This window comes from Flavobacterium sp. FG19, assembly GCF_057809475.1.
In genome coordinates this window covers 63,306-80,618 of sequence record NZ_JBMDKA010000028.1, presented here as the reverse complement: position 1 = coordinate 80,618, position 17,313 = coordinate 63,306, and the positions used below count along the sequence as shown (strand labels likewise).

At 36.7% G+C, this 17,313-nt stretch carries 24 protein-coding genes; 23 read left to right on the top strand and 1 reads right to left on the bottom strand.

Features of this window, described 5'->3' with window-relative positions; translation table 11 throughout:
- The first annotated feature begins 590 nt into the window (after positions 1–590).
- Positions 591–1,979, top strand: coding sequence for a dihydrolipoyl dehydrogenase (lpdA, locus tag ACODST_RS22715; protein WP_219071086.1), 1,389 nt, complete (start codon positions 591–593; stop codon positions 1,977–1,979).
- A 375-nt stretch (positions 1,980–2,354) separates the two neighbouring features.
- Here the strand turns inward: lpdA and ACODST_RS22710 are convergent, their stop codons facing one another.
- Positions 2,355–2,573: a helix-turn-helix domain-containing protein gene (locus ACODST_RS22710; RefSeq protein ID WP_488934379.1), complete on the bottom strand. Its 219-nt coding sequence runs from the start codon at positions 2,571–2,573 to the stop codon at positions 2,355–2,357.
- A gap of 313 nt (positions 2,574–2,886) precedes the next feature.
- Between ACODST_RS22710 and ACODST_RS22705 the strand changes: the two genes are divergently transcribed.
- The 22 genes from ACODST_RS22705 (at position 2,887) to ACODST_RS22600 (ending at position 17,311) form a co-directional block, all read left to right on the top strand.
- Positions 2,887–3,117 (top strand): SymE family type I addiction module toxin, encoded by a 231-nt coding sequence (locus tag ACODST_RS22705; RefSeq protein ID WP_488934378.1) that lies wholly within the window; start codon positions 2,887–2,889, stop codon positions 3,115–3,117.
- 96 nt (positions 3,118–3,213) lie between these two features.
- Positions 3,214–4,167: an SPFH domain-containing protein gene (locus tag ACODST_RS22700; RefSeq protein WP_488934377.1), complete on the top strand. Its 954-nt coding sequence runs from the start codon at positions 3,214–3,216 to the stop codon at positions 4,165–4,167.
- On the top strand, positions 4,167–4,409 hold the full coding sequence (locus ACODST_RS22695; protein ID WP_488934376.1) for a hypothetical protein: 243 nt from the start codon (positions 4,167–4,169) through the stop codon (positions 4,407–4,409). The genes ACODST_RS22700 and ACODST_RS22695 overlap by 1 nt, the downstream gene beginning before the upstream one ends.
- A 12-nt stretch (positions 4,410–4,421) precedes the next feature.
- Positions 4,422–5,366: a hypothetical protein gene (locus ACODST_RS22690; RefSeq protein WP_488934375.1), complete on the top strand. Its 945-nt coding sequence runs from the start codon at positions 4,422–4,424 to the stop codon at positions 5,364–5,366.
- A gap of 24 nt (positions 5,367–5,390) precedes the next feature.
- Positions 5,391–6,350, top strand: coding sequence for a DUF6620 family protein (locus ACODST_RS22685; protein ID WP_488934374.1), 960 nt, complete (start codon positions 5,391–5,393; stop codon positions 6,348–6,350).
- A gap of 98 nt (positions 6,351–6,448) precedes the next feature.
- Positions 6,449–7,195 (top strand): YegJ family protein, encoded by a 747-nt coding sequence (locus ACODST_RS22680; RefSeq protein ID WP_488934373.1) that lies wholly within the window; start codon positions 6,449–6,451, stop codon positions 7,193–7,195.
- A 142-nt stretch (positions 7,196–7,337) separates the two neighbouring features.
- Positions 7,338–7,829: a TPM domain-containing protein gene (locus ACODST_RS22675; RefSeq protein ID WP_488934372.1), complete on the top strand. Its 492-nt coding sequence runs from the start codon at positions 7,338–7,340 to the stop codon at positions 7,827–7,829.
- A gap of 148 nt (positions 7,830–7,977) precedes the next feature.
- Positions 7,978–8,622 (top strand): suppressor of fused domain protein, encoded by a 645-nt coding sequence (locus ACODST_RS22670; RefSeq protein ID WP_488934371.1) that lies wholly within the window; start codon positions 7,978–7,980, stop codon positions 8,620–8,622.
- A gap of 1 nt (position 8,623) precedes the next feature.
- Positions 8,624–9,034: a hypothetical protein gene (locus tag ACODST_RS22665; RefSeq protein WP_488934370.1), complete on the top strand. Its 411-nt coding sequence runs from the start codon at positions 8,624–8,626 to the stop codon at positions 9,032–9,034.
- A 115-nt stretch (positions 9,035–9,149) separates the two neighbouring features.
- The gene (locus ACODST_RS22660; RefSeq protein ID WP_488934369.1) at positions 9,150–10,049 is read left to right on the top strand and encodes an arginase family protein; all 900 of its coding nucleotides are present in this window, start codon (positions 9,150–9,152) and stop codon (positions 10,047–10,049) included.
- Positions 10,050–10,128: 79 nt separating this feature from the next.
- Positions 10,129–10,560: a GNAT family N-acetyltransferase gene (locus tag ACODST_RS22655; protein ID WP_488934368.1), complete on the top strand. Its 432-nt coding sequence runs from the start codon at positions 10,129–10,131 to the stop codon at positions 10,558–10,560.
- A gap of 146 nt (positions 10,561–10,706) precedes the next feature.
- Positions 10,707–11,015, top strand: coding sequence for a DUF3592 domain-containing protein (locus ACODST_RS22650; protein WP_488934367.1), 309 nt, complete (start codon positions 10,707–10,709; stop codon positions 11,013–11,015).
- Positions 11,016–11,037: 22 nt separating this feature from the next.
- Positions 11,038–11,427 (top strand): DUF1801 domain-containing protein, encoded by a 390-nt coding sequence (locus ACODST_RS22645; RefSeq protein WP_488934366.1) that lies wholly within the window; start codon positions 11,038–11,040, stop codon positions 11,425–11,427.
- A 128-nt stretch (positions 11,428–11,555) separates the two neighbouring features.
- Positions 11,556–11,972, top strand: coding sequence for a hypothetical protein (locus ACODST_RS22640; protein ID WP_488934365.1), 417 nt, complete (start codon positions 11,556–11,558; stop codon positions 11,970–11,972).
- A 157-nt stretch (positions 11,973–12,129) separates the two neighbouring features.
- Positions 12,130–12,669: a hypothetical protein gene (locus ACODST_RS22635; protein WP_488934364.1), complete on the top strand. Its 540-nt coding sequence runs from the start codon at positions 12,130–12,132 to the stop codon at positions 12,667–12,669.
- 2 nt (positions 12,670–12,671) lie between these two features.
- Positions 12,672–12,878 carry a helix-turn-helix domain-containing protein gene (locus ACODST_RS22630; RefSeq protein ID WP_488934363.1) on the top strand — a complete coding sequence of 69 codons (207 nt, stop codon included), beginning with the start codon at positions 12,672–12,674 and terminating at the stop codon, positions 12,876–12,878.
- 90 nt (positions 12,879–12,968) lie between these two features.
- On the top strand, positions 12,969–13,565 hold the full coding sequence (locus ACODST_RS22625) for an NAD(P)H-dependent oxidoreductase (protein WP_488934362.1): 597 nt from the start codon (positions 12,969–12,971) through the stop codon (positions 13,563–13,565).
- A 215-nt stretch (positions 13,566–13,780) separates the two neighbouring features.
- On the top strand, positions 13,781–14,194 hold the full coding sequence (locus tag ACODST_RS22620; RefSeq protein WP_488934361.1) for a 3-hydroxyacyl-ACP dehydratase FabZ family protein: 414 nt from the start codon (positions 13,781–13,783) through the stop codon (positions 14,192–14,194).
- A gap of 85 nt (positions 14,195–14,279) precedes the next feature.
- Positions 14,280–15,062 (top strand): hypothetical protein, encoded by a 783-nt coding sequence (locus ACODST_RS22615; protein WP_488934360.1) that lies wholly within the window; start codon positions 14,280–14,282, stop codon positions 15,060–15,062.
- Positions 15,063–15,070: 8 nt separating this feature from the next.
- A complete protein-coding gene (locus tag ACODST_RS22610; RefSeq protein ID WP_488934359.1) occupies positions 15,071–15,523 on the top strand; it encodes a hypothetical protein in 453 nt (150 codons plus the stop codon).
- Between the two features lie 178 nt (positions 15,524–15,701).
- Entirely contained in the window at positions 15,702–16,187 is a 486-nt protein-coding gene (locus tag ACODST_RS22605; protein ID WP_488934358.1) for an SRPBCC family protein, read from the top strand.
- 227 nt (positions 16,188–16,414) lie between these two features.
- The gene (locus ACODST_RS22600; protein ID WP_488934357.1) at positions 16,415–17,311 is read left to right on the top strand and encodes an NmrA family NAD(P)-binding protein; all 897 of its coding nucleotides are present in this window, start codon (positions 16,415–16,417) and stop codon (positions 17,309–17,311) included.
- Positions 17,312–17,313: the final 2 nt, after the last annotated feature.

The following is a 17,313-nucleotide window of genomic DNA, read 5'->3' as shown; positions in this document are numbered from 1 at the left end:
CAAAGTTTCCCCTTCTCAATTAAATTATAAAAGCCACAGATTATTTGGATTAAAAAGATTCTTAATCTGTGTTAATCTTTATAATCTGTGGCTTATTTTTTAGTTTTAGTAAAATTGAATTTGCCATTGACTTTCACATTGCTATTGATATTGTCATTGATATTGATTACAAATTGCCAAGCTGAGCGAAGTCAAAGCCCTCACAAAGTTTCCCCTTCTCAATTAAATTATAAAAGCCACAGATTATTTGGATTAAAAGGATTCTTAATCTGTGTTAATCTTTATAATCTGTGGCTTATTTAAAAAAAAGACTAAAGGCATTTCTCTCTATTCACTAAGGACTAAGGACTAATTACTAAGAACTAATCACTAAATCACAAAAATCAATTCATAATTCACAATTTGCAATTCACGTTTCAATCGTTTTCTGTGAAAAGGTCAAAATCTCTGACTTTAAAAACAAATTTTCAGGTGTTCATTTAAAATAAATCCTTAAATTCGCAAGCACAAATAACAAAAGAATTAATCGAAAGATGAGTTTCGGAATTGTAGAATTCATTTTTCGATAGTTAATACTAAAAACAAAAAAAATGAAATACGACGTTATTGTTTTAGGAAGTGGTCCTGGTGGATATGTTACAGCAATTAGAGCTTCACAATTAGGCTTCAAAGTAGCTGTAGTTGAAAAAGAAAATCTTGGGGGTGTATGTTTAAACTGGGGTTGTATCCCAACTAAAGCATTATTAAAATCAGCTCAGGTTTTTGATTATTTAAAACACGCTTCTGACTACGGATTAAAAGTTTCTGAATTCGATAAAGACTTCCCTGCTGTTGTTCAGCGCAGCCGTGGTGTTGCTGAAGGAATGAGCAAAGGAGTTCAGTTCTTAATGAAAAAAAACAAAATTGACGTTATCGAAGGTTTTGGAAAACTAAAACCAGGAAAAAAACTTGACGTTACTGATAAAGACAATAAAGTTACAGAATACAGCGCTGATCACATTATCATCGCAACTGGTGCCCGTTCCCGTGAGTTACCAAACTTACCTCAGGATGGTGTAAAAGTAATTGGATACCGTCAGGCAATGACTTTGCCAACACAGCCAAAATCTATGATTATTGTGGGTTCAGGAGCAATTGGAGTTGAGTTCGCTCACTTCTACAACTCTATGGGAACAGATGTAACTATCGTAGAATTTATGCCAAACGTAGTTCCTGTAGAAGACGAAGATATCTCAAAACAATTTGAGCGTTCTTTGAAAAAATCTGGAATTAAAGTAATGACAAACTCTTCTGTTGAACGTATTGACACAACTGGAGCAGGAGTTAAAGCTTTCGTTAAAACAGCAAAAGGAGAAGAAGTTTTAGAAGCTGACATCGTACTTTCTGCAGTTGGAATCAAAACAAACATTGAAAACATCGGATTAGAAGAAGTGGGAATCGCTGTTGACAGAGATAAAATCTTAGTAAACGCTTACAACGCAACTAATATCCCAGGATACTATGCAATTGGAGACGTTACTCCGGGACAGGCTTTAGCTCACGTAGCTTCTGCTGAAGGAATCAACTGTGTTGAAAAAATTAAAGGTCTTCACGTAGACCCAATTGATTACGGAAACGTTCCTGGTTGTACTTATGCCACTCCGGAAATCGCTTCTGTAGGTTTAACAGAAAAACAGGCTAAAGAAAAAGGTTACGAATTAAAAATCGGTAAATTCCCATTCTCAGCTTCTGGAAAAGCAAAAGCTGCCGGAAATGCTGACGGATTCGTAAAAGTAATCTTCGATGCTAAATACGGAGAATGGTTAGGATGCCACATGATTGGTGCTGGTGTTACCGATATGATTGCTGAGGCAGTTGTAGCCCGTAAACTGGAAACTACTGGTCACGAAATCCTGAAATCGATCCACCCTCACCCAACAATGAGCGAGGCTGTTATGGAAGCTGTAGCAGATGCTTACGGCGAAGTAATTCACTTGTAAAAATATACCGTTTTACGGTTATATATAATTTTTCAATTTATAAAATCCGGTTTGTGAAAACAGATCGGATTTTTTTGTTTTCATAGTTTTTTTGTCATTTCGACCGAAGGGAGAAATCTCCGCAAGTAGCTCGACAAAGATTGGTAACATTCTAAATGGAGTTCTCGCAAAGATTTTTCGTTCATCGAAATGAGAATGTTTTGTCTTAAAATCAGATTTGTAAAAACAAGTCGTTTTATTATGGCGTGTCCCTTCGGGTCAGGCTGTCCACTATATCTTTTATGGTCTCGTAAAAAAAACGAGACCATAAAAGGATACCGCTCCCATCCTTCACGCACAATCGTTTTCAAAAGTTACAATAAACTAAAAGGGCAGCTATGATACGTCAACCAGTTTGGATAAAGAAACTTCTAAAGCAGTCGCAACTTCTAATAAACTATAAAGCGTCGGATTAACTTTTCCGTTTTCAAGTTTTGCAATAGTTTGGCGGTCTTTTTTACATGCCCGAGCCAAATCAGACTGACTCCAGCCTTTCATTTTGCGAAATTCAATAATCCGCTCAGCTATTTTTGCTTTTAGCATATCTCGTGTCATGAAACAAATGTCTTACAATTTGTTGAAAACTTTGTCATATAAAAAGCTGACAAACTAATATTTGCTTTATATTTGTCATATAATTATACCACAAATATAATTTCCAAAAATATAATCCATCCCGTTTTGTGTCATTTCGATGATAGGAGAAATCTTCACAAGCAGCTCGACAAAGAGGAGTAATTCCTAGTATCACAGACCATTTATTTCTCCTTTGCATGATAGATTTTCCCAAGTAAATTTTCCTATCGTCGATATAACAATGCAGTCCCTTAAAAAATTATATTTTTTTATTCACTCTAAAACAACAATCATGAAAAATCCAAGAAAAATAAAAATTCACAGTAAATTTCAGGATAGAACTTATAATAGAATTAAAATCCCAACTCTCAGACTTGAAGGGCTATGGTTTAAAAAACTGGGGTTTAAAGAAGGCAAAATCGCTGTTATCGAACAGAGAAAAAACAAACTTATTATTACTATAGAAAAGAAACAATCTTCCGTTTATCCAAATACCAATTCAAAAGTACCACACAAGTCTTAAAATTTAACAAATGAAAAATTTGTTAAAAACTTTACGTAAGAAAATTTTGTCATCGTATCTAATTCCTTATTTTTATTCTCTATAAATAAGAAAGTAATGAAACTACCCTTTATAGAAATAATCGAAGCCACGACAAGCGATCCTAATTTATTAATGTGGAAATTCCCCGATGAAGACAAAGAAATCAAAAACGGCGCAAAACTAACCGTTCGCGAAAGTCAGCAGGCTATGCTCTTAAACGAAGGCCAGCTTGCCGATGTTTTTTCTCCCGGACTTCATACTTTATCTACAGCAAACGTTCCGATATTAAGTACAATAAAAGGCTGGAAATACGGCTTCGAAAGCCCGTTTAAAGCCGATGTTTACTTCTTTAATACCCATCAGTTCATCAATAACAAATGGGGAACTCCTGCTCCTATCCTGATGAACGATCCCCAGTTTGGACAAATCAGAATCAGGGCCTTTGGAAGTTTCGATCTTAAAATTGCCGACGCAGCCAAATTCTTCCGCCAATATGCCGGAACCTACAAACAGCTGACCATTTTTGAACTTCAAAACCAGCTTAGGGATTTTGTAGCACCAAAATTCGGAGAAGTGCTCGCCAATGAAAATATCACCGTTACCGACGCTGCCGGAAACATTACACAACTGGGCAAAAAAATAGAACCTTATCTAAAACCTTATTTTGAGCAGTTAGGAATCGAACTAACCCAGTTTGTCATAACAAGTGTCACCCTGCCCGAAGAAGTAACAGCACATTACGATAAAATCACCAGTATGAATATGGTAACCGATATGGATAAATTTACCAAATTCAATACCGCTTCGGCCATTGGCGACAAAGGAACTGTACTTCACGATGCCACCCAAAACGCATTAAGCATGGGAATCCTTTTAAACCAGTTACAGCAAACTAAAGAAACCCCAAAACAGGAAACTACAGACGATTTAACTTCCAAACTTCAAAAACTAAAAGCACTGTTTGATGCCGGTTTAATTGATGAAGACGAATTTAAAACCAAAAAATCCGAATTATTAAGTCAGTTATAATGGAAGAGAAAAAAGTAAATTCTTTTTTGAGCAGACTTAAAGAAAATGCTCAAAAACAAACCAATTATGGCGGTGAAATGGAAATTACCGAAGCCAGCATGAACGCCAAAGACTGTCCGAACTGCGGTGCCGGACGAGCCAGACAGGACGGACTTACCCATTGTGCGTACTGCGGTTTTGAGTTTTTAAACGTCAAACTCACAGACGGTCTTTATATTAAAAAAGAAGATAATTCAATTTAAAAATCAAATATAGTGTTCGGATTATTTAATAAATCAAAAAACAGCCAAAACGAAGAAACATTTCCGGAATGGTATGCGGAGCTTCAGGAAAACCAGCAGAGATGGTTTACTTTTTTAGAAAAACTCGAAGCTAAAATGGAAGAATTTGCCACAGCGGCAATTCCGGAACTTAAAGAGATTATGCAGAGCGATGATGACATTTATAAAAGAACCTTTCACAGAGTCTATTCGGGTGTAAATGGCCAGTTAAACAACATTAGGGAAAAAGCCAGGAATGTTTACGAAGAAAAAGTAAACGATGTGTATTACCAGCTTAACTCCCAAATTTCGGTTTTAAGCAAACATCACGATTTACTTTCTGACTTTAGAGGTGCCTGTTCAGACCGTCATGAAGAATTTGAAAACCAATACGATTACTGGAGAAAACAAATCGATAAAACCCAGGAACGTGACCTCGAAACCGAATATCAAAAAATACTGGACGAATACGAAGCCATCAAAAACAAATTCAACTGCACGCAATGCGGCGGGAATATTGAAATTGAAAAAATCTTTCTGATTGAAACCTATATCACCTGTCCGTACTGCCAGACACAAAATACATTTGCACCAAGTACACAGGGAAGAAACCTTCAGAATATCGCCAGAGGCCTTGCCGAACAGCGAACGGCTCATTTATACGAAGCTTATGAAGCCGAAAAGGACAAAGAACGAGACTTGTACCACCAGCGTCATGAATTAAGCCTCAGCACCATTCACGAATCAAACAAAAAGGTACTTAGTGAAATTCAGGCAAAAATGGACGATCTGGAAGAACAACGACAAGCCGCCATCAAAAATGCTCCAAAACTGCATCAGGAATACCTGCGCGCTATGTACGACGAATGGAATAAAATCACACCTGATTTAAAAGAACATAATGAAAAAATGTATCAGAATCAGTTACAATACCTATAATTTATTAACCCTAAAATTTGAAAAATGTTTAAAAAACTTTTTGGAGCTCTGACCGGAGAAAACAAGCAGGAAAATCAAAACTATGAAGCTCAGACATCAAATGATAACTATGAAAATGAGTATGAAGATACCTATCAGGAAACCGAATACGATCCGGAGACTTTGCACGGAACACATTATTCTGTAGAAGATTTTGATAATGAAGTGGCTGAAAGAGCCGAAGCATGGATTGCAGATGAACGTGCCAGCGGAGAAAATCCTGATGAAAAAGACATTCAGAATATCTACTTCAACTACAGAAGAACTGTTTATACAGAATGGAACAACTGCGATTCAGATCAGATGATTCGTTTTGAACATGCTAATTCTTTAAAATACAGCGGCGTTCAGACTTCCGGATTTGTAAAAGTAGACGATAACAATCCGTTCTTAGAGCCTGTACATGGTGTCGATTTAAGAACGTATACGGCAATGTGCCTAAAAATCAGTGCCGGAATCGATTATCTGGAAGTGTGTAAAGCTATGGGATTCGAGCCAGCCGTTTGGGAAGAACTAAACACAATCTGGCCGCAGCGTATGGGCGAAGACACTTCGTTTACTGTTACGACTTTGTTTGGCCAGTATTACGCTGAAAACGTAACCGTTCCGCAATTAGAAAATCTGAAAGCTGAAATTTCTGAAGAAGGAGTCGCTAACTTAGAAAGAATGAAAACCGACCGTTATTTCTACGAAGAACTGGCCGGAGCAAGACAGGCGGCTTACGAATACGGAATTGACGGTGCTCAGTGGATTTTAGAAAACTTCGGAATCAACTTAGCCGATTTCCAGTCAGTTGCCATGCAGTGGATGACAGAACAAAACCAAAACTGGAATTCGCAGGACATCATCGCCTTTTCTGATTACCAGCAGGAAAAACAAAAAGAATACGCTGCCAAATTTGCTGCTGAACAAGGAGGAAACATTGCGGACGACGTGAATTTTTAATTCGATATTCTTTTTTAATATAAAAGCCCGGCTTGTAAAAACAAGTCGGATTTTTTTTCGTTTACAAGTTTCAAAAGTTACTTTATAAAATACAAATAATGGAAAACAATAAAATCTTCTTTGCCGACGGAGAAAATCCAAAAATGATCGAAGCTTACAAAAGAGCGCAAGAGACCTTTAAATATTTCTGGAGAGAATTATCCTGGGAATACCGCAGAATTGTTCCGGGACTTGATGTCGCCTGTGTAAAACTTGCTTTTACCCAGGAAATAGACGGCGAAACCGTAGTCGAACATATGTGGATCAATGATATCAATTTTGACGGTGATACCATTTACGGCATATTAGTAAACCAGCCAAATGAACTGACCAATGTTACTAATGGAGACGAAGTAGCCATTCCGGTTAACCAGATCAGTGACTGGTTATTTGCCATTAATGGTCAGACGTATGGCGGTTTCACGATTCAGGCCATGCGTTCAGAAATGGATCAGGACGAAAGAGAAGAACATGACGAAGCCTGGGGACTTGATTTTGGGGATTTTAATGATGTTCTTATCGTTAACGAACAAAAAGAAAAACCCGAAAACCTGATTGAACATCCTATGAGCAAAAACATGAAAGAAAGCCTGATTGAATTTGTGAAAAACAATCCGGAAGAGCTCACTTTTCAGGATGAATCCGGTTATACTTTTCTGCACAGGGAAACCATTGCCGGAAACAGTACCTCTATAGAAGTCCTGCTGGAAAACGGAGCCGATACTGCCGTAAAAACCCATAATGGCAAAACAGCATTAGATTTTGCAAAACAGTTAAATTGGGAACATTTAATTCCTTTATTGTAATATTTCTTAGTAAAAATCCGATCTGAAAGCCCAGATCGGATTTTTGATTTCCGTTACAATAAATATTAACATATCGCAGCAATTTCAAAGCTGATTTTAAATAATAAAGAACTAATTTTGCGGCACCCAAAATATATCTGCCATGAAAAAAATAATGTTCATTTTAACAATTGCATTTTTTGTAACCTTCCCTTTAGCTTCGCAAACTAAATCCGAAACTCAAAATGTTTTTGCCTCATCGTACGATTACGTAAACGATTTTGAAAAAATACTGACCGCTTCTCAGGCCAAAACCCTGAATGAATATTTAAAAACCGGCGAAACCAAAACAAAAAACAAAATACTGGTTATAACCACCCCTTCTATATCCCCTTACACGGATTTAACGGACTATTCCTTAGATCTGGATAAATATTTAGTGTCCAAACTTAACATAGATGCCTCAGTACTCATTATAATCAGTAAACAGTTAAGGCAGATTCAGGTAAAAGGTGTTGATAAACTTCGTTCCAAAATGACAGATGACGAGATAAAAGACATTGTAACCACTCATATCGTTCCGGAACTGAAAAAAGGCGATTATTTTAAAGGCCTTCAGCAGGGAACCCAGCAGCTTGTTAAAAAATTAGAATAAAATTCAACATATCAAATCCGGTCCCGTTATTACAGACCGGATTTTTTTTAGTTAATATCCCTTTCATTTTATCAGTTCTTTGATTCTCTTTCGTAAATAAAAACTTATATTTGAAATTCATTGTTCAATATTTAAAAGCCTATAATTTATGACATTAGATGAGTACAAAAAAGAATTCACAGAAGATGATGCCGTAGGATGGCTTCAGATAGACCAGATATTTGACCGGCTTTATCCCGGACAGGAACCTAAACATTATGCACCGCCGTTACATTATATCGTTGGCGGAGAAGATCCGCTTGACGGCATCAGCATTTATGAAAGTAAAAAACAAACCGATCATTTTCACTTTATAACTTACGGTTTTTCTGAGTTGTACTATAATGAAGAAAAAGCCGGAGGAGAATTTAGTAAATGGGGATTTGAACTAACCTTTCGTTTAAAACCTTTCGAAGCAGACAATGGCAGTCCGGGATGGGTAATAGCACTTTTGCAGAATATCGCCCGATATGTTTTCAGCAGTGGAAAATGGTTTGAAGAATTTCATTACATCCCTGCCAACGGCCCTATAAGACTCGAAACCGAAACCGACATTACGGCATTAGTATTTGTAAACGATCCCGAAATTGAAAAACTACAGACTCCTCATGGCGAAGTTTCTATTCTGCAGATGGTAGGAATCACTACCGCAGAATACGAATCAGTCCAGGCAGGTTCTATAACCGTTGAGGAATTAGTAAATCAATTAAAACAAGATAATCCTTTATTAATTACCGATCTTAACCGAAAATAAAATGGCCCATACTTTCTATTCTTATTCTGCTTTTATACTTCCTTCGTCAAATGCAGATATTACCGTTTTAAAAGAGTATCTCACTGCTTTTTATCAAAATCCTGCTGCTGAAAATACTCCAAAAATTGAGCTTCAGGACAATGATATCGAAATAACTTTTGATGGCGGCTATACTTTCTACATTTATCTCTCAGAAGAAAAACATATTAATGATGAAGCTGTTGAAATTGCAGAAGAACTTGGAACCGACTGGAATGAGAACAGTTTTGATAAAGAAAAACTAAAAACTTCCCAAAAAAGATTCGAAATCTGGGGAGATCAGGATTTTGACATGGATTATTTTAATGACAGCCTGTATATAATGGAGCAGGTTGAGAAATTTAAAGACATTATCATTTTTCAGAATCAATAACCTTTTCCAATAGTAAAATCCGATTTGTAAAACAGATCGGATTTTTTTATTGTGTTTGTTAAAAAAACGTTGACCGGTATTTATTTTAATAACTTTATAGCTAAAGAACAGCAGTATGAAAGAACTTTTTATTATTGAATTCCCTTCTAATCTGGGTCTAAGAGAACCCAGTCCGGGAAAAGAACCTGGTGTCAAACGCTTACCCGACTGGTTTTGGAAACATAATTTGCATAAAGCTGTTAATCCTAAAAAAATAGTGAGACTTGAACCTCCTAAATACACCAATATAAAAGATACCGAAACCGGTATTCTCAATGCAGACTCGTTAGTAAATTATGCCAGAGAACAGGCTTATCTGATTAACAACACTATTAGCGCAGGCAAATTTCCGTTTATACTGGGTGGAGACTGCAGTATTCTTTTAGGAACTGCTATGGCTTTAAAACAAAAAGGCAACTATGCTCTATTTTACCTCGACGGTCATACCGATTTTATGGAGGTTTCTTTATCCGAAACTGGCGGTCTGGGCGGAATGGCCGCTTCCGTTGTTACCGGGAACGGGCACCCAAAACTAACCAATATTCTTAATCTCGCTCCTTATATACAGGAAGAAAACCTTTGGTGCGTGGGGAATCGCGAATATGATGATGCGTATGAAAATGAAATTCGAAAATCTTCGGCAGTTTATATTCCGCTTTCCGAATTACGAAAACAAGGAATTCAAAACACTGCCCAAAAATTCCTGTCAGAAGTAGAAAGCAGAAAGCTGGATGGTTTCTGTCTCCATATCGATGTAGATGTCCTGAACGACTCCATAATGCCTTGTGTAGACAGCCGGACTCCGGACGGACTAACTTACGATGAATTTAATGAGCTTACCTCCTGTTTGTTTCAAAGTCCAAAACTAATCGGACTCGAAATCACCATTCTGGACCCCGACTTAGACGAAACCGGTCAGTATACCAAAGATTTCGTTAGTCACATTACCAATACTTTCCATACAAACTACCAATAAAAGTCTGTTTAATAAAATAACCCGGAAACCTGAAAACACAATTAAAAATAGAAAAAGCCCTTTAAATTAAACAGCATCAATGATTATAAAAGAAGTTCAAAACAAAGACTATAAAGCATTGCAGGTTTTATTCTTAAACGAAAGACGAAGAACTTTTTCCTGGCTGGATACATCCGGATTCAAACTGCAAGATTTTCAAAAGCAGACACAGGGAGAATACATTCTGGCCGCTTACATTAATGAGAGTCCAGTTGGTTTTATTTCAATCTGGAAACCCAATAACTTTATTCACCATTTGTATGTGGATCAAAAATATCAGGGCCAAAAAATCGGAACCGCATTGCTAAAAGCCGCTATTAACGAAATACGACTGCCGCTCAGATTAAAGTGTCTTGAAAAGAATGTCAAAGCCGTAGAATTTTATAGTAAAAAAGGTTTTACTGAAAAAGAAAAAGGATATTCCGAAAATGGTCCTTACCTATTATTCGAACTCTCAAAAGAACTGATTTGAAGAAATTTTCTATATTTAAACATCCAAACGTACCTCATCTCAAAATCAAAAGACACACTTAACCAATGTTTGAAGGCATTATTTGTATTATTTTCGGCCTTGTTTTTGGCCCGTTTTCCATATATCTGATCTTACAATCAGTAAGATTGACAGATAAAGGGATTCGTACCAATGCTGTTCTTTCCAGAATGGAAAAGGTACGAAGAGGCTCCGGCGGATACAGAGTGGAATGTTATTACACTTTTACCCATACAGACGGAACCGTTTATGAAGTAAAAAGTCATACTTCCGGAATAACAGACCGTATTGGTAAAAAAACAGCCGTTTATTATGATGAAAGAGATCCACTGAGAAAATTTCATTTAGAGAAAGACGGCTTTGGTAATTTTATTGCTGCGCTCTTTGGTTTAACTATGCTTGTTATAGGAATCTATTGTCTAATTAACAATCGATGAGATTATTTAAATTCTAAATACTATGAACGAAGAAATCCAGGCTTACAACAATTCGCAAAATACAGAAGACCAGAAAATTTGTGCTGTACTTCATACCGAAATCAGTGCGTTCCTGACCGAAGCCGAAAGCAAAATCTGGCACCGTCATCCTGTTTGGTTTCTGGATGGTAATCCGGTAGTAGGATACAGCAAACTTAAAGATTCGGTCAGACTGCTGTTTTGGAGCGGACAATCATTTGACGAAGCAGGTCTTCAGAACGAAGGCAGTTTCAAAGCTGCCGAAATTCGGTATACAACAGCAGATCAGATTAAAACCGGAGACCTGAAAAGATGGCTTGAAAAAGCCCGAAATATACAATGGGATTATAAAAACCTTGTAAAACGTAAAGGTGTATTAATCCGGCTGAAATAAAAATCATTTCAACATTTATTTACTGCTTTACATACAATACTTTGGCAGCTTTATTTTTTTATAACGCTCTTTTGCGCAACCTTTTATAAAAATTTACATCTACATACAAACCAATGTAAATTTTAACCATGAAAAAATACTTTTTACTTTTTAGTGCCGCCCTGCTCCTTTCCTGCGGTAATGATAACGACGATACGCCGGGCACTGGCAGCAGTCTGCAGGGACGATGGCTTTGGGTTCAGACCACAGGCGGATTTGGAGCGCCTTCGAGTGCAGAATCTACCAATCAGAAAGTAGTTTTGGAATTTTCCGGTTCTACTATGAAAACCTATACCAACGGAACTCTCTCTGATCAAAAAAACTTCTTTATCATGACCCGAAAATCATTCTTTGGAGGCGACCGTGAAATGATCGTAATTGATAAAGGTAATACCCTCACACAAGAATTTCATGTAGACTTATCATTCGAAACTGCCGGTGAAAAACTATACCTCAGAGAGGAATGCGTCGATTGTGCTACACTGGAATACAACCGTACCAAATAAACACTGTCTTTTACAAAATCTTATATAGATGAAGCCGCTTCAATACCGAAGTGGCTTTTTAATTAAAGACAAATTTTAATCAATAAAAAACAAATATTTATTGATAATCAATAAATATTTATATATTTGCTGTATACTTATTTTAAATCAGAATATTATGTCAGCAAAAACTACCTACATTTTAAAATTCCTGAATGTGATGTCATGGATTGCTTTTATTGGTCTTTGTATAAAAGCAGGCACTCTTATAACCTCTTACGGGGTTAGTATGTTTATAAACGAAGTTGGCGCTAAAAATCTGCAGCTGGGACTCGATTTGTCACAGTTAAAAGCCTACGATGTTATTGATTATTCTATTATGGTTTTCTCTATAACGGCGATTACTATTTTTGAAGCCCTTGTATTCTATGCTGTTATTCAAATTTTTCTGAAGATCAATTATATCAGTCCGTTTCACGAAACCATTGGAAAACTGATTCAGAAAATGAGCGGTTTCTCTTTGATTGTGGGGATTCTGAGCAACGTTATGGTTTCTTATGCCGCAAAATTTACCGCTATAGGCATACCTCTTCCTAACTTAACAGAACACATCGGACTCGGTGATGCTTTTTTATTCTTTGCCGGAATTTTATATTTTATCTCACAGCTTTTTGCCAAAGCAATTGAACTTCAAAAAGAAAGCGAATTAACCATATAGTTATGCCAATAATAGTAAATCTGGATGTAATGATGGCCAGACGAAAAATGTCATTAAATGAACTTTCGGAAAAAGTAGACCTGACTTTGTCCAACCTTTCCATCCTGAAAACCGGAAAAGCCAAAGCTATCAGGTTCAGCACGCTCGAAGCTATCTGTAAAGTCCTGGACTGCCAGCCGGGAGATATTTTAGAATACACAGAAGAATAATTTTAAATCATTTTTGTATTTTCGTAAGAAAGAGAACCTTAAAAGTTCTCTTTCTTGTTTTTTTATAAACTTCCAAAACGAGAACACAAAATGAACATTTTAATCGTTTACAGCCATCCCAGCAAAAAATCCTATACTTTTCAGGTTTTAGAACAGTTAAAACAAGCCGTTCTGAAACAAAATTGGAACCTCGAAATTTCAGACTTGTACGCTTCCCATTTTCAAAGCGATATGTCTGAAGAAGAATATGAAAGAGAAGGTTTTGCCAAAATAGAGCGGCCTGTTTCAAAAGACGTACAGGCTGAACAGGAAAAAATACAAAAAGCCGACTGTATCATTTTTCTCTATCCGGTTTGGTGGAGCGACTGCCCGGCCAAATTAAAAGGCTGGTTTGACAGGGTATATTCTATTGGATATGCCTATGGACAAACCGAAAACTTTCCCAAAATGAAAACCATACCATTTGGACTTGTAATCTGCACTGCCGGGCATCCCAATCACTTTCTGAACGAGATTGGAATGGCACAGAGCATGGAAACCATTATGCTTGAGGATCGTTTGGGAAAACGTTTTACGCACAAAGAAATGTTGATTTTAGGCGGGACTTTAGAGTTGGAAAAAGTAATGGAAAATCACTTTTCTCAGATTGAAACTGTGGTAAAAAAAATAAAAAACTACATCCGGTAACCCTCACGAAAACTGTCAATTTTAAAGTACACTATTGCCGTTATGACTGTACATGTCCAAAAACAGAATCGTAAAAATCTATCGGATTTTATTTCTGAATATCATAAAAATCAGGAAACTATACTTCTGTCCGTCAGGAGCAAATCATTAATGCCGTTTTATAATGGGAATAATACTCAGATTTTCCCTATCTTGCAAAAACAAAAACTACAAGCATGTCTCAGAATATTGAAAGCCTGATTCCACACAGAGCCCCGTTCCTTTTCGTTGATGAAGTGATTTCGTATACCAAAGAAGAAATAATCGGAATCAAAACATTTGATGAAAAAGACAGCTGGCTTAAGGGAAGTTTCCCTGATTTAGATTTTATACCGGGAACTATTTTAATAGAAGCTATGGCGCAATGCGGCGGAGCCGGTGTTAAACTCCTCGGGGTAACTGACGGTATTTTTGGTCTGGTGAGCATCGAAAATGCAGAATTTTACGGTGGTGTCCAATTTGGTGATCCCGTAAAATTTGTAATAGAAAACCTCCGCTTAAGTGAAAAAATAATCAAACAGCAGGGAACCGCTTTTATTAACGATAAACTTATTCTGAAAGCAGGCTGGATGTGTGTTAAAATATCATAAACAATATCTTACAAAATATTTTTGCACTTTTTCTCTAATTTCAATTAAAATATGTACTTTCGTTCCGGATTTATAAAAAGGAGTCATGGACGATAATGCAATTGAAAAACCTGATTTTCAGGACATACCAACACAAAAAATTTACTCTGAAAAAGCGATTCGCGTAGGCACTTTTTTGGGTGGACCTCTGGTAGCCGGTTATTTTTTAAGTGAAAATTTTAAAGTTTTTAATGATTTTGAAAAAGTAAAGAAAACCTGGATTATCACTCTTATTTCTACCATTCTTATTTTTACCCTGATATTTCTGATTCCGGAAAATATCAATATTCCAAATATACTTTTTCCATTAATTTATATGGGTATTGCGGCTTACTTTACCAAACAGTACCAGGAAAAAAATATTAACGGACATATCGAAAAAGGAGGTAAAGAATTTGACTGGTGGCGAACGATCGGAATCTCCCTTGCCGGCTGTGTTCTTACTTTTGCAGCTTTCTTTTCTGTCTTCTTTGCAGCTGATACGATCAGCCAGCCGTCTTATTCCGAAGCTTCTAAAACCTACGGTCGTATGCATCATGAAATTGTATACGAAGACAATATCAAAGTACAGGAAGCAGATAAAGTTGCCGACGCTTTTCAAAAAGGAGCCTTTTTTGATGACTATCAAACCAAGTTTATTCATTTAAAAAAAGACGGCAGTAATTATGAAATTTCCATTTCATGTGCTCCCGCAGCACAAGGAGATCAGGCCGTGTATCAGGAGTTTACAGAACTAAGAAATAAAGTACAGTACTATTTCCCAAAAAACAAAATCATTTTTAATCTCGTGGTCGACCATCTGGATAATGTGATCAGACGAATTGAATAAATGCTGGTATGAATCTTCAAAAAATAAGAGTTTATCACCTGTTCTGGATTACTGCCCTGATTATTTTATTGACCGGACTTTCCAATCCGGACGAGACTGTAGATATTAATATCCATGACACCTATTTTGTTATTGCACAGATTTATTTTACTGCGCTGTTAACCTATATGTTCTTTTTGACGGGGCTGGGATATTGGTTCGTTCAAAAAGTATTAAAAAAAACACTTGTAAGATCGTTAACACTGATTCATTCTGTCATTTGGATAGGAAGTTTTATTTTTTTCTGGCTTGCCCTTTTTTATTTCCGTCTCTTCCCAAATGACCAAAATTTCCCTCTCTTTGACGATTATCAGTTGATTAATGTAATTATCATGACTGAGTTCCTGCTCATGTTTTTTATCGCTGCGCCGGTTTATATGATCAATCTGTCAATAGGTCTCTTCAGAAAAAATAAAGATTAGAAATTTCAAAGTGTAAAGTCTAAAGTCTAAAGTCCAAAGCCCAAAGTCTAAATCCCAAATCCCAAATTCTAAAATTAGAACCTTGTCCGAAACACCCCTTACAATTGTCTTTTAAACACCTTAAACATTTGATTTTTAGATTGTAATTTTACTTTACTAATTTTTAAATCAATCCAAAATGAGTACTCAGGATTTTACCACAACAATAATAGTTAACCATTCTCCCGAAGAAGTTTTTAAAGCCATACAAAATGTTAGAGGCTGGTGGTCAGAGGAAATAGAAGGCAGCGCGTCAAAACTTAATGACGAATTCGATTATCATTACGAAGATGTCCATCGCTGCAAAGTAAAACTGACTGAAGTTATTCCAAACCAGAAAATCGTCTGGTTTATTGAGCAGAATTACTTCAAATTTACCGAAGACAAATCAGAATGGACCCATACAAAACCCACTTTTGAAATTACCGAAAAAGACGGAAAAACGGAACTTCGCTTTACCCATTTTGGTCTGGCTCCGCACTACGAATGCTTTGAAATTTGTCGTGATGCCTGGACCAACTACATTCAGAACAGCCTGAAAAAACTCATTGAAACCGGAAAAGGCGAACCAAACGCTACCGGAAAACCACAAACAGAAAACGAAAAAAAATTATCAAAAAAATAATAAACTATCTGACGCAGGCAATTTAATTCACCGATTTACAACACAACAAACTGTTTTCATTATTATTAAGCTTTAAAAAGAATAACAAAAACTCAGTCCCTTAAAACCTAAGAACCTTAGCGCCTTAGTATCTTAGCACCTTTTTTTTAGGCTACAACAATAGTAGATTTGGCTACAGCTGTTTTTGCGATGTGATGCAATTTTGTAACATCAAAAAATCAGAACAGATGAAAATTACAATTACAGGTTCTTTAGGGAACATCAGCAGACCCTTAGCTCAGGAACTAATCCAAAAAGGGCATTCCGTTACCGTTATTACCAGCAGTACGGAAAGACAGAACGAAATTGAACAATTAGGTGCCAAAGCCGCCATAGGATCTGTAGAAGATCTTTCGTTTCTCATAGAAACTTTTAAAGGTTCGGATGTTGTTTATGGTATGATTCCGCGGGCCAATTACTTCGATCACGGTTTAGATCTCGACGCCTTTACCCGAAAAATTGGAAATAATTATGCCGAAGCCATTAAACAATCGGATGTAAAACGACTTATTTTTCTAAGCAGTATTGGCGCACATTTACAACACAATTCCGGAATTATCCAGCGTTATAATGAAATTGAAGCTGTACTGAATACTTTAACAGGAGTTTCGATTACATTTATGCGTCCGACTTCCTTTTATTACAACCTGCTGGCTTATATTCCGATGATCAAAAATCAAAACGTAATCGCAGTCAATTACGGAGCTGATTCTATGATTCCGTGGGTTTCACCCCATGACATTGCCGCTGCCATTGCAGAAGAAATCACTACTCCGTTTAGCGGAACAAAAATACGTTACATCGCCAGTGAAGAACTAACCGGACAGCAAACGGCAGAAATTCTGGGTACAGCAATTGGAAAACCGGATTTAGAATGGAAATTAATCACAGATGAAGAAACCCTGAACGGATTAATTTCTGCTGGTATGCAGCCAAAAATTGCACAAGGTCTGTCCGAAATGTACGCGGCACTTTACAACGGATTGTTAGCTGAAGATTATATCCAAAACAGGCCTGCTGTATTAGGAAAAACAAAACTGGCAGAGTATGCCAGAGAATTTGCTTCATTATATCATCAAAAATAAGT